The organism is Thaumasiovibrio subtropicus, from assembly GCF_019703835.1.
GTDB classification, from domain to species: domain Bacteria; phylum Pseudomonadota; class Gammaproteobacteria; order Enterobacterales; family Vibrionaceae; genus Thaumasiovibrio; species Thaumasiovibrio subtropicus.
The window spans coordinates 3,496,146-3,508,835 of sequence record NZ_AP023054.1 but is presented as its reverse complement, the minus strand read 5'-3'; the positions used below and the strand labels follow the sequence as shown (position 1 = coordinate 3,508,835).

Genomic DNA, 12,690 nt, shown 5'->3' with positions numbered 1-12,690 from the left:
GCCGCGACAGTGGTACCTCACGAGGAACTGAATCATGGGACTGAAAAAATCACTGACGGATAACTACTCGATTAAGCTCCAAGCACGTGCTGGCAATTGGCGAGAGGCGATCAAAATCGGTACGGACATGTTGATTGAATCTGGCGCGATTACGCCTGCTTATCATGACGCGATTATTAGCAGCGTTGAAAAACTTGGCCCCTACATCTGCATTGCGCCGAGTTTGGCGTTGCCACATGCGCGCCCAGAAGATGGTGTTGTGCGTACTGCATTTGCGCTCGTTACCCTAGAAACTCCTGTCTACTTTGAGGGGGAAGATGAGCCGGTTGATGTACTCATTACGCTGGCGGGCAGTACCTCTGATGAGCATATGGAAGGTTTGATGGAGGTGACGCAAGTACTCGATGACGAGGACAGTGAGACGGGTGTCGATCTCAATAAGCTGCGTCGCTGTCGTTCAGTACAAGATGTGTATGCGGTGATTGATGAAGCCTTAGCTGAAGTCGCTTAGGAGGACAGCATGTATCAAGCTTTAAAGCAGCGTGTGCTTGACGCGAACCTTGCCTTGCCCAAGTTCGGTTTAGTGACCTTCACTTGGGGCAATGTGTCTGAAATTGATCGCCAGCTCGGCGTGATTGCGATTAAACCCTCGGGGGTTGAGTACGACAACATGCGGGTTGAGCAGATGGTGGTTGTCGATCTTGATGGCCAAGTCGTTGAGGGAGATCTCAATCCGTCCAGTGATACGGCGACTCATCTGGAGATTTATAAAGCCTTCTCCGAGGTGGGTGGCGTGGTACATACCCACTCACGCAGTGCGACGATTTGGGCACAAGCCGGCATCGATATTCCTGCGCTAGGCACCACTCATGCCGACTATTTCTATGGCGATATCCCCTGCACACGCAAGCTTTCTCAGCAAGAGATTGCGGTGGACTATGAGCAGAATACGGGACGGGTCATTGTGGATGAGTTTCGTGTGAGAAAAATCGCGCCCATGGCCGTACCGAGTGTGATTGTGGCGGGACATGCGCCGTTTTCATGGGGAAAAAATGCAACCGATGCGGTGCACAACGCGGTGGTATTGGAAGAGGTGGCGGCGATGGCACTTGCGACACGTTCATTGAACAGTGGCATCAAGATTCAACCGGAGCTTTCGGATAAACACTATCTCAGAAAGCACGGTGAGAACGCCTACTACGGACAGAGATAATCGCCTATGTATAAAGTCCTCGCATTAGATCTTGATGGTACCGTGCTCAGTGACGATCACACCATTCACCCCGAGGTGAAGCGAGCGATCGTAGAAGCACAGCGCCGTTGTCATGTCGTGATTGTCACCGGACGGCATCATACTGCAGCGCGGCCCTACTACCACGAGTTGGGTTTATCAACGCCGATCATCTGCTGCAACGGTACCTATGTGTACGACTATCAAAACGAGCAGGTGATCACTCACAATGCGATTAAAAAACAAGATGCGTTGAACTTCATTGCTTTGGCAAAAGAGTTTCAGGTCAAGATGGTGATGTATATCACTGATGCTATGACGTACTCCCACTTTAATCCCATTCACTACATGGAAGCATTAGAGAAATGGGCTCACGCAAATCCTGGCGAACAACAACCGAAAATCTACAAAGTTAACTCTTTCTCGGATACGGCCAGTCAAGCAGAGCATGTTTGGAAATTTGTGGTAGAAGGCTTGCCGAGCTCCGTCGAACGGCTTCAACAGCACCCGTGGGTCAAAGCGACCTTCAATGGTGAACGTTCTTGGTCCAACCGCATTGATTTTGCCGCGAAAGGTAACAGTAAAGGACAGAGACTCGCAGAGTATGTTGCAGAACTCGGTTACCACGCCAATCATGTGATGGCAGTTGGGGATAACCATAACGATATCTCCATGCTTAAGTATGCTGGCTTAGGTGTCGCCATGCCCAATGCCGATGATTGGGTAAAGTCGCATGCCCGTCTCGTCTCTACAACAGATAACAATAGTGATGGCCTTGCCCATCTCATTCAAAACAAGATTCAAGGATAAGCCAATGACAAAACCTATGATTCAGATCGCGCTCGACCAGACGACCCTTGAAGCCGCGATGGCGGTTGCTGCGAACGTGGAAAGCTTTGTCGATGTCATCGAAGTGGGCACGATACTGGCCTTTGCGGAAGGAATGAATGCCGTCGCTACATTACGTGAAAATCATCCTGATCATGTGTTGGTATGCGATATGAAAACCACCGATGGCGGGGCGATTCTCTCTAAGATGGCCTTCGAAGCAGGGGCGGATTGGATCACCGTGTCAGCGGCAGCGCATATCGCAACGATTGCCGCTTGTAAGCAGGTAGCCGATGAGCATAACGGCGAGATTCAAATTGAAATCTATGGCAACTGGACCATGGACGATGCAAAAGCGTGGGTCGACTTAGGCATTCGCCAAGCGATTTATCACCGCTCTCGCGATGCGGAGTTGGCAGGGGTCGGTTGGACAGAGCATGACATCGCGAACATGCGCGCGCTTTCAGATCTGGGTTTGGCGTTGTCGATTACCGGAGGGATCGTGCCAGAGGACCTGTACTTGTTCGAAGGGATTGAAGCAAAAGCATTTATTGCAGGTAGGGCATTAGCGGGTGAGCAGGGCAGAGCCACCGCGGAAGCGTTACGTGCTCAAATTGATCGTTATTGGAACTAGGTGGTGGCGTATGTATCAACATGTTGAACGTCATCGCGTCGGGCTGTATGAAAAAGCGCTGCCAAACACACTCTCTTGGGAAGAGAAGCTCGCCAAAACGCGTGCCTTAGGTTTTGACTTTCTGGAGATCTCCATTGATGAATCAGAGGAGCGCCGCCAGCGACTCGATTGGGATGATGAAACCATTTATGCCTTGCGTCACCAGTGCGAGTTATATGGCATACCGCTGCAATCGATGTGTTTGAGTGCCCACCGCAAATACCCCTTTGGATCCGCGGATGCGCAGATTCGCCAGCAAGCGGTAATGCACATGGAGAAAGCCATTACCTTGGCGTATAAACTCGGCGTGCGCACCATTCAGCTAGCAGGCTACGATGTCTATTATGAGCCTGCCAATGAAGCGACCCACCAGCGCTTTATTGAAGGGATGAAGCAAGCGGCGAAACTGGCTGAAAAAGCCGGGGTGATGTTGGCGGTCGAAATCATGGATACCGACTACCTGAACTCACTGAGTAAGTTTGAAGTGCTTAATCGAGAAGTGAACTCGCCCTATTTCACCGCCTATCCCGATATCGGCAATATTTCGGGGTGGAACTACGATGTCTGCACCGAGTTAGCACTCAGCAAGCCCCACATTACCCAAATCCATTTAAAGGATACTTATCGTGTTAAAGAGGGGTATGAAGGTCAGTTTCGGGATTTGGTCATTGGGGAAGGAGACGTCGACTTCGATGCCATTTTTAAAACCTTAAAAGCAACCGAGTGTGTGGTGCCGTTAGTGATAGAGATGTGGGCGCAAGATGAGGCATGGGAGGATGATATTCGCACCGCGCAACTGCGGCTTAATGTCGCTTCAGAGGCGGCGGGAATGCCGCCACTCTTTCCGGTATGGTGACGAGCGCGTAAACCGTGTTTTCTTTGTCGGCAGCGTTTTTTCTTCTTGCTCTCATTGCGTAGATAAAGGGTTTGACTTGCTATATCGACTAACCAAGAATGGTTTTTTCTTCATATGGCGCCTGTATCGTTATGAAATTACTCCATCTTCAGCTTTTTTGGTACGAGACCTATCACACCCTGTTGGAGATGGAAGATTTGCCGATTTTGACACCTTCGCAAGAGGCGGCACTCAAAAAGTGGTCCAAGACACGCCGTAAAATCCTGAGTTATGAAATGCACCAGCAACCTTGGTTAAAGGTGAATGTAGACGGTTTTTCTTCACAACTGGAGCTAAAACCGAATGGCACCTTAATCGAGCGCGACCTGTTTACCGACAACACCTTGCAAGGCGTTTGGAAAGTCATGGATGGCTTTTTGTTTATCAAGGTGATTAACGGGGAGTTTATCGTTGAGTACCAAATTGTGGGTCGTAAAGAAAACAACCTGCACTGTGGCATCGAGTACATCAATGGCAAAGTGAGCACCTACAGCAAGTTTGCCAAGCTCGCCAAAGGGCAATGATCGCAGGGACTAAAAAGGGCCATCTTCTGATGGCCCTTTGTTTTCATCTGCTGCTTGTCGATGCGATTAACGCATGGTAACAAATTCTTCCGAGCCTGTTGGGTGAATCGCGACAACGCTGTCAAAGTCAGCTTTAGTTGCGCCCATCTTCATGGCAACACCGAAGCCTTGGATCATTTCATCGACCGTGAAGCCAATGCCGTGTAGACCAACGACGGTCTCTTCAGGGCCCGCGCAGACAAGTTTCATCTTACATGGCTGACGATGGCTAGTGACGGCGGTGTACATGGCCGTGAAGCCGGATTTGTACACTTTCACGTTTTCTTCGCCGTACTGAGCAATCGCTTCTGGCTCAGTCAGACCAATGGTGCCAATCGGTGGGTGGCTGAAGACAACCGTTGGGACTAAGTTGTAATCCATCTTGGCGTCAGGTTTGTTGTTGAAGAGACGCTCAGACAATTGACGCCCCGCTTTTACCGCAACAGGGGTGAGTTCAATACCACCTTCCATGATGTCACCAACACAGTAGATGCCTTTGACATTGGTTTGCTGGTATTCGTCTACCTTGATGTAGCCGCGCTCATTGGTCTCTACACCAGTGGCGTCTAAGTTGATGCGATCGGTCACAGGGTGGCGACCAATGGCCCAGATGAGTAAGTCGGTATTGTGCGTTTCACCGTTTTCGAAGTGCAAGGTGAAGGTGCCATCGTCTTCTTTCACGACTTCTTTAGGGACGCTGTGGGTATGTAGCGTTGGGCCCTCGGCATTCATCACTTCAACCAAGGTCTCGACGATCAAGGGGTCGAAGCTGCGTAGTGGAGATTCTTTACGGACGAACAGGTGGGTATCTGTACCTAGCGCGCTCAATACCCCGGCGATTTCAACCGCGATGTAGCCCGCTCCGATCACTGCGGTGCGCTTTGGTTGTGCGTTTAGCTCGAAGAAACCATTCGAATCGATACCGTGTTCTGCACCTGGAATATTCGGAATGGTTGGCTCGCCACCCACGGCGATGAGAATATGGTCAGCGGTATAGTGCTCACCATTCACTTCAACAGTATTGGCATCAACAAACTTGGCAAAGCCGTTGATCACTTCCACTTTGTTGTTACCCAGTACATTGTCGTACGCTTTGTGGATACGACCAATGTAAGCTTCGCGGCTTTCGACCAGCTTGGCCCAGTCGAAGTTATTGACGCTGACATCAAAACCGTAGTCTTTCGCATAGAGGTGCATCGCTTCAGCGATTTGCGCACCGTGCCACATCACTTTCTTCGGCACACAACCCACATTTACACAGGTGCCACCGAGTGCTTTCGCTTCGATAAGGCCAACTTTCGCGCCATACATTGCTGCTCGGTTTGCTGATGCAATACCACCACTGCCGCCACCAATACATAGGTAGTCAAAATGGGTCGCCATTACTTTCTCCTCAAATTCTTTTTAAATTCCATACTGACGCAACTAAGTGTATCGGTCGATGGCAGGGAGAGAAAGAAAAAACGCACTGAGTTGTCAGTGCGTTTTGTTACTTTTTATGCCGAGAGACCAAAACGTCGCAGGAGAGACGGGTTGTCTTTACTCGGGAACGACCCAACGCAGCGTTGTATGGCCATGTGTTGGTGCAATGTGCGATTGCAGCCAAGGCAAAATGTCGGCCATCTGCGATTCCAGCTTCCACGGTGGGTTGATGACGATCATGCCTGATGCGGTCATACCGCGTTCTTCACTGTCGGGGGCAACACCCAGTTCAATCTGCAGAATCTTGCGAATCCCCTGCTTTTCTAAGCCGTTCAACATCATGTCAATGTTGTCGCGGTAGACCACCGGATACCAAATCGCATAGGTTCCCGTCGCCCAACGCTTATGCGCTTCTTTGATCGCCTTTACCACGTCTTGGTATTCATGCTTCAACTCGTAAGGGGGATCAATCAAGACCAGACCACGGCGCTCTTTCGGCGGTAAGCTGGCTTTTAAGCGGGCAAAGCCGTCCTCTTTATAGATTTTCACCTGACGATCACTGCGAAACTCTTGCAGTAGCAGTGGGAAATCAGACGGATGAAGTTCAGTCAATACCATGCGATCTTGCGGACGAATTTGCGCACGCGCAATACGGGGCGAGCCCGGGTAATAGCGCAGAGAGTCACTGTTATTCACCGCTTTCACTGCGTCGAAGTAATCTTGTACCCCCTCTGGAAGGGCAGATTGTGCCCAGATTCGCGCGATCCCTTCTTTATATTCGCCCGTTTTTTCGGCGCGCTCATCTTGCAAGTCGTAGCGACCGACACCTGAGTGGGTGTCGTGATAAACGAAGGGTTTCTCTTTCTGCTTAAGGGCTTGCAGGATCAGAGTTTCGACAATGTGTTTGATGACATCGGCATGGTTGCCAGCATGAAAACTGTGACGATAACTGAGCATAGGGTGATTCTCGGGACTAAAATTCGCGCTATTATGACTGATAGGGGATCAAGATGCAGCCTTGGAAGGCTTATTGATTGAGACGAAATGGGAAGCCATTGAATTTATTACCCCCAGAACCCATATCTAGCTTGTAACTATCAGCGGCAACACTGAGCTGTTGCCTTGCCCAAACTGACATCAGTTAAGGAAGCTTTCATGTCTAATCCGCTACTCGAAATGACGGGCCTACCACCCTTTTCTGCTATTAAGCCGGAGCATATCCAACCGGCTGTTGAAGAAGCGATTGCACAGTGTCGTGCCAAAGTTGAAGACGTTCTGCAATCTCCACCAAGCTGGGAGACGTTGTGTGCACCGCTTGAAGAAGTGGATGACAAGTTAAACCGTATTTGGTCTCCTGTTGGCCATTTAAACGGCGTGCAAAATAGCCCTGAGTTGCGTGAAGCCTATGAAGCCTGTCTGCCTCTGTTGTCAGATTACGGGACTTGGCTTGGCCAACATAAAGGCTTGTATGAAGCGTATAAAACGCTGAAAGCGAGTGATGCGTTTGCGACGCTGACCACGGCGCAGCAAACGTCGATTAACCATGCATTGCGTGATTTTGAGTTGTCTGGCATCGGTTTACCGGCCGATGAGCAGCACCGCTACGGTGAAATCAGCAAGCGTTTGTCCGAGCTCTCTTCGCAGTTTAGTAACAACGTCCTCGATGCAACCATGGGTTGGAGCAAGCTGATCAAAGATGAGGCTGAGCTTGCTGGCTTACCCGAATCAGCAGTGCTAGCCGCGAAAGCACAGGCAGAAGCCAAAGAGGAAGAGGGTTACTTATTCACATTGGATATCCCTTCTTACCTGCCGGTGATGACTTACTGTGATAACCGTGCACTGCGCCAAGAGATTTACGAAGCCTTTACGACTCGCGCTTCTGATCGTGGTCCAAATGCAGGTAAATGGGATAACAGCGAAATCATTGCAGAGAAACTGAAACTTAGCAATGAGCTAGCACGTTTACTGGGCTTTGCGACCTACAGCGAGAAGTCACTAGCCACCAAGATGGCGGAGTCGACCGACCAAGTACTGGGTTTCTTAAATGAACTTGCAACGAAAGCAAAACCGCAGGGCGAGCGCGAGGTAGCAGAGCTACGTGCGTATGCGAAAGAGGAGTTCGGCGCTGAGGATCTTCAGCCGTGGGACTTTGGTTACTACGCTGAGAAGCTTAAGCAGCACAAATACAGTATTTCTGATGAAGAGCTGCGCCCATACTTCCCAGAAGCTACGGCGATCAAAGGATTGTTTGAAGTGCTGAACCGTTTGTTCGGTATGTCGGTGCGTCCGCGTGAAGGGGTGGATGTATGGCATGAGGATGTCTCATTCTACGATATCTTTGATGCCGACAATAACCTGCGCGGCAGTTTCTACCTTGATCTCTACGCACGTGAAAACAAACGTGGTGGCGCATGGATGGATGATTGTATTGGTCGCCGTATGACGCTTGATGGCGAACAGCAACACCCAGTGGCGTACTTGACCTGTAACTTTAACCGCCCAGTTGGCCCTAGACCAGCCCTGTTTACCCATGATGAAGTGGTCACCCTGTTCCACGAGTTTGGCCATGGTATCCATCACATGTTGACCCAAATTAATACCGGTGCGGTTGCGGGTATTAATGGTGTGCCATGGGATGCGGTTGAGCTACCAAGTCAGTTCCTCGAAAACTGGTGTTGGGAAGAAGAGGCGTTGGCCTTTATCTCCGGTCACTATGAAACCGGTGAACCGTTACCGAAAGCTATGCTAGAGAAAATGTTAGCGGCGAAAAACTTCCAGTCGGCAATGGGTATTCTGCGTCAGCTTGAGTTTGGTTTGTTCGATTTCACCCTGTATACGGAATACGACCCAGAAGTCGGCCCGCAAGTGCTGGAAACGCTGAAGCGGATTAAGTCGCAGGTTTCTGTGGTACCAAGCCCGGAATGGAACCGTTTCCCGCATAGCTTTAGTCATATCTTCGCAGGCGGTTACAGTGCTGGCTACTACAGCTACTTGTGGGCGGAAGTGTTGTCTGCGGATGCGTATTCTCGCTTTGAAGAAGAGGGTATCTTCAATACAGAAACGGGCAAGTCATTCCTTGACAACATTCTGACACGTGGTGGCAGTGAAGAGCCGATGACATTGTTTAAGCGTTTCCGTGGCCGTGAGCCACAAATTGATGCCTTGTTGCGTCACAGTGGTATTCAAGGCTAAACCTGAAGACAATGAAATGACAAAGCCGGCTTCCCAATTGTTGGGGCCGGCTTTTTTAATATCTGATACGCCAAAGTGACAAAAGTACGCTTACGGTTTCACATTGCGATTGATAGGATTTTGCAGCGAAATTAACGTTTCTGTAGATTGGACTTCGTCGATGGCTTGTAATTTATCAATCAGAACGTATTGTAACTCTTCAATAGAGCGGCACATCAGCTTAACGAAAATGTTGTAAGCGCCAGTGGTGTAGTAGGCTTCGACCACTTCATCGAGGGCAGCCAATTTCTCGAGTGCAGAGTGATAGTCGCGTGCGGCTTTGAGGTTTATACCTATAAAGCAACAAACATCGTACCCCAGCGCTTTGGGGTTAACATTGACTTCGGTGCCAGTAATAATGTTGGCAGCACGCATTTTTTCGACCCTGACATGGACAGTTGCAGGGCTAACTTGAAAGCGCTTCGCCATATCTGCGTAGGTGTGGCGAGCATCATCCATCAAAGTGCTAAGGATCTCTCGATCCAGGTCGTCGAGTTTGGCAGTCATATACTTCGCCTGTGTCGAGTTAAATAAGGAACGAGTTTGCCATTTTTTCGATTGCTTGTCGGCGTTTTAGCGCTGATTTCTCTGCCTTCTTTTGCGCATGAAGGGTTAGGTAGCCTGATCCCTCATTGGGCCGTATTGCGAGAAGAGATTTTGCTCGGCACCGTGTTGGTGTCGGTGCTATTTGCCGTTATCGCGATGCTCATCGCCACGATTCGTCAAATGCGCCGCAGTGATGCTGAACTCAGCCGTAGCCAAGCCCTGTTTGAAGGGGTTTTTGATCAGAGCTTTCAGCATATTGGTATTGTTGACCAATCAGGTCATCTCGTTTCAGGGAACCTCGCCCTACAAAACATGCTCGGCCACGGGCAAATTAAGTATGACCGTCCATTTTGGCGCTGGTCTTGTTGGCAAGATGAGGGCGGTGAAACCCTGCGTCAAGCCTTTGTACGTGCCAAGATGGGACAGATCAGTAGCTTTGAAATTGCCATGAAGAGCCGCGAGCAGGGCAATCGGATCTTAGAGATCGGCTTTAAAGCGATTGATCGTGATGATCATGAAGAGGGTGGGCAGATCCTGTTTGAAGCGCGCGATATGACGGCGCGTCGGCAAACAGAAGAAAAACTCCGTGAAAGTGAGGTGGGCTACCGTCTGCTTTACGAACACCAACCTGTGATGCTACTGGCGGTGGATCAACAGTCTCGAATTCAGTCCGTTAACCAATTTGCGGCCGATCTGCTGGGTTACAGTAAGCGTGAATTGCTCGGTCACAAAGTGACGGAGTTCTATGACGGTGATGAGCCGCCACCACAGCAAATCATGGCGCAAAATGATGAGTGTACGACACCCGTATGGCGCCGAGAGCTCAAATACCGCAATGCGGAAGGCAAAGCGGTATGGATCCGTGAAACTATTCGCTTTATGCCCTCGAACTTGCAACTTTTGCTGGTGGGAGAGGATATTACTGATAACCAAGAGCTACGTAGTAAGCTCGAGTATCAAGCCAGCCACGACTATTTGACCCACCTGTTTAACCGTAACTATTTTGAGTCTGAGCTGGAACGCGTCATCAACCTCGCCACCGAGACAGAAGCGCATTTTGCGATGTTCTATATCGACCTCGACCAGTTTAAAGTGATTAATGACACGGCAGGCCATGAGGCGGGTGACGAAGCCTTGAAGCAAGTCGCGTTGTTACTCAGCGGCATTGCACCAGCGGCATCTACCATCGCCCGTCTAGGGGGAGATGAGTTTGCTATGTTGGTGCCAGATTGTGATTATGATCGAGCCCAAGCCTTAGGCGAGCTGATTCTTAGTACACTAGAAACCAATGAGTTCTTCTGGCGAAACAACCGCTTTGCGTTCAGTGCCTCGTTGGGTATCCGTTTGATTGATAAGACGTCAGGCTCACCGCAACAGGTTCATGCGCAAGCGGATACCGCTTGTTATGCGGCAAAAGACGAAGGTCGAAATCGTCTGCATATTTATCACCCTGACGACGAAGAGCTGAAGCGTCGTGAGTTGGAGATGGTGTATGTAAACCGTATTCATGAAGCGATCAGTGAACAGCGCTTTGAGCTTTATGCCCAACAGATCTTGCCTGTTGCTTCGGGGTCTACCCGGCATCACTACGAAATTCTGGTCAGAATGCGTGATAAGAATGGCGAGATGGCCCCTCCGGGGGTGTTCTTACCTGCTGCTGAGCGCTATAACTTGGCACATCTGATCGACCGCTACGTGGTCGAGCACACCTTAGCATGGCTTGCGAGTGCACCGAATGCACTTGCTGCCTTGGAGTTGTGTTCTATCAACTTATCTGGTCAGTCGATGGGCAACGCGGATTTTGTCTCTTTCCTTGAGCAAACTATCCGTTCTTCTCAAGTCCCGCCTGAGAAACTGTGCTTAGAAATTACTGAAACGGCCGCGATCAGTAATATGAGTGAAGCGATCTCCCTGTTTACGCGTTTGAAGAAAATAGGCTGTCAGATTGCGTTGGATGATTTTGGCTCAGGCCTGTCGTCTTTCGGTTATTTGAAGCGTATTCCCGTCGATATCATTAAGATTGATGGCATGTTTGTCCGAGACATCGCGAAAGATGAGATGGATTTGGCCATGGTGAGAGCGATCAATGAGTTAGCGAAAACAATGGGTAAAAAGACGGTGGCGGAGTTTGTTGAGGGTGAAGAGATTTTAGCGCAACTCCGTGATTTGAATGTCGATTACGCCCAAGGTTATTTAATTGGTAAGCCTTGTCCACTCCCTGAGCTGGTTGCGTCTTTGAGCCAGCACTTATCACCAACCGTACCCCACACCGAAGCAGAGGTGGTACAATCCGCCAATTGATTGACCGCAAGAGAGCTGCAAGGTGCAGATTAATTTAGTAAGTGAAGACGTTCAGCGTGCACCTGAGTTGGCTGCTCTGGCTGAACGCTGGGGGCTAGTACACCATGATGCCGCCCCTTTTGCCTTAGTGTTAACGCAACACCAACTAGAACTGCGTAAGTGTGATGAGCCCAAACTCGGCGCGATCTATGTCGATTTTGTTGGTGGTGCCGTCGCGCATCGTCGCAAGTTTGGTGGTGGGCGTGGTCAAGCGATAGCGAAAGCGGTTGGGCTTAAGCAAGGAAAGACACCGAAAGTGTTGGATGCGACAGCTGGACTAGGGCGAGATGCCTTCGTGCTTGCGTCTCTGGGTTGTGATGTGACGATGATTGAACGCCATCCTGTTGTTGCTGCGCTGCTAGATGATGGCTTACAGCGCGCCTATGCCGATGATGAGATCGGTGCATGGATGCAACAACGCATGCGTCTGCTACATGCTGCGAGTCAAACCGCGTTAGCCGAAGGGATCACTGTGGGGGATGAAACACCGCCTCAAGTGATCTACCTCGACCCTATGTATCCGCATAAAAAGAAATCAGCGCTGGTCAAAAAAGAGATGCGTGTCTTTCAGTCCTTAGTTGGCAGCGATATGGATGCCGATGATTTGCTGACACCAGCGTTGGCGTTGGCGACTGAACGCGTGGTGGTGAAGCGACCAGACTATGCTGAAGTGCTGGATGGGGTGAAACCAACGATGGCAATAGAGACTAAGAAAAACCGTTTTGACGTGTATGTGAAAGCGGCGGGAGCGTAAGCATGGCGAAAACATTGTGTAAGTGGCGACGCAACGATATTGCCACGGATCTAAAAGGCTTACGCAAGTTGGTTAAAAAACCCACCTTTGTCTGTTTGAAGTGTGCTCGTGTCGCCAATGAAAAGAAAGTGCTGTGTAGCGGCAGTAAACTGAAAAAAGAGGCCTAGCGAAAAACGCAGCAAACAAAAAACCCGCCGAGGCGGGTTT

General features: G+C 50.0%; 13 protein-coding genes. 10 read left to right on the top strand and 3 right to left on the bottom strand.

Features of this window, described 5'->3' with window-relative positions:
* Positions 1–34: 34 nt before the first annotated feature.
* The 6 genes from TSUB_RS15760 (at position 35) to TSUB_RS15735 (ending at position 4,151) form a co-directional block, all read left to right on the top strand.
* A complete protein-coding gene (locus TSUB_RS15760) occupies positions 35–511 on the top strand; it encodes a PTS sugar transporter subunit IIA (protein WP_087020649.1) in 477 nt (158 codons plus the stop codon).
* 9 nt (positions 512–520) lie between these two features.
* Positions 521–1,213: an L-ribulose-5-phosphate 4-epimerase gene (locus TSUB_RS15755; RefSeq protein ID WP_087020646.1), complete on the top strand. Its 693-nt coding sequence runs from the start codon at positions 521–523 to the stop codon at positions 1,211–1,213.
* Positions 1,214–1,219: 6 nt separating this feature from the next.
* A complete protein-coding gene (locus tag TSUB_RS15750; RefSeq protein ID WP_087020643.1) occupies positions 1,220–2,041 on the top strand; it encodes a Cof-type HAD-IIB family hydrolase in 822 nt (273 codons plus the stop codon).
* 4 nt (positions 2,042–2,045) lie between these two features.
* On the top strand, positions 2,046–2,693 hold the full coding sequence (locus TSUB_RS15745; protein WP_087020640.1) for a 3-keto-L-gulonate-6-phosphate decarboxylase UlaD: 648 nt from the start codon (positions 2,046–2,048) through the stop codon (positions 2,691–2,693).
* Between the two features lie 10 nt (positions 2,694–2,703).
* The gene (locus TSUB_RS15740) at positions 2,704–3,588 is read left to right on the top strand and encodes an L-ribulose-5-phosphate 3-epimerase (RefSeq protein WP_087020637.1); all 885 of its coding nucleotides are present in this window, start codon (positions 2,704–2,706) and stop codon (positions 3,586–3,588) included.
* A gap of 131 nt (positions 3,589–3,719) precedes the next feature.
* Entirely contained in the window at positions 3,720–4,151 is a 432-nt protein-coding gene (locus TSUB_RS15735; RefSeq protein ID WP_087020634.1) for a hypothetical protein, read from the top strand.
* A gap of 66 nt (positions 4,152–4,217) precedes the next feature.
* On the opposite strand, the gene gorA is transcribed toward TSUB_RS15735, so the two are convergent.
* Positions 4,218–5,573, bottom strand: a complete 1,356-nt coding sequence (gene gorA, locus TSUB_RS15730; RefSeq protein ID WP_087020631.1) for a glutathione-disulfide reductase — start codon at positions 5,571–5,573, stop codon at positions 4,218–4,220.
* A 156-nt stretch (positions 5,574–5,729) separates the two neighbouring features.
* The gene (locus TSUB_RS15725; protein ID WP_087020628.1) at positions 5,730–6,569 is read right to left on the bottom strand and encodes a 23S rRNA (adenine(2030)-N(6))-methyltransferase RlmJ; all 840 of its coding nucleotides are present in this window, start codon (positions 6,567–6,569) and stop codon (positions 5,730–5,732) included.
* 198 nt (positions 6,570–6,767) lie between these two features.
* Between TSUB_RS15725 and prlC the strand changes: the two genes are divergently transcribed.
* Positions 6,768–8,804, top strand: coding sequence for an oligopeptidase A (gene prlC, locus TSUB_RS15720; protein WP_087020625.1), 2,037 nt, complete (start codon positions 6,768–6,770; stop codon positions 8,802–8,804).
* Positions 8,805–8,894: 90 nt separating this feature from the next.
* Here the strand turns inward: prlC and asnC are convergent, their stop codons facing one another.
* Positions 8,895–9,350, bottom strand: a complete 456-nt coding sequence (gene asnC / locus TSUB_RS15715) for a transcriptional regulator AsnC (RefSeq protein ID WP_087020622.1) — start codon at positions 9,348–9,350, stop codon at positions 8,895–8,897.
* Positions 9,351–9,386: 36 nt separating this feature from the next.
* Here asnC and TSUB_RS15710 point away from each other — a divergent pair, with 36 nt between their 5' ends.
* The 3 genes from TSUB_RS15710 to TSUB_RS15700 are packed head-to-tail and all read left to right on the top strand — an operon-like array spanning position 9,387 to position 12,650.
* Positions 9,387–11,690 carry a putative bifunctional diguanylate cyclase/phosphodiesterase gene (locus TSUB_RS15710; RefSeq protein WP_246616380.1) on the top strand — a complete coding sequence of 768 codons (2,304 nt, stop codon included), beginning with the start codon at positions 9,387–9,389 and terminating at the stop codon, positions 11,688–11,690.
* Between the two features lie 22 nt (positions 11,691–11,712).
* Positions 11,713–12,483 (top strand): class I SAM-dependent methyltransferase, encoded by a 771-nt coding sequence (locus TSUB_RS15705; RefSeq protein ID WP_087020619.1) that lies wholly within the window; start codon positions 11,713–11,715, stop codon positions 12,481–12,483.
* A 2-nt stretch (positions 12,484–12,485) separates the two neighbouring features.
* Positions 12,486–12,650 carry a hypothetical protein gene (locus tag TSUB_RS15700; RefSeq protein WP_087020616.1) on the top strand — a complete coding sequence of 55 codons (165 nt, stop codon included), beginning with the start codon at positions 12,486–12,488 and terminating at the stop codon, positions 12,648–12,650.
* Positions 12,651–12,690 lie beyond the last annotated feature (40 nt).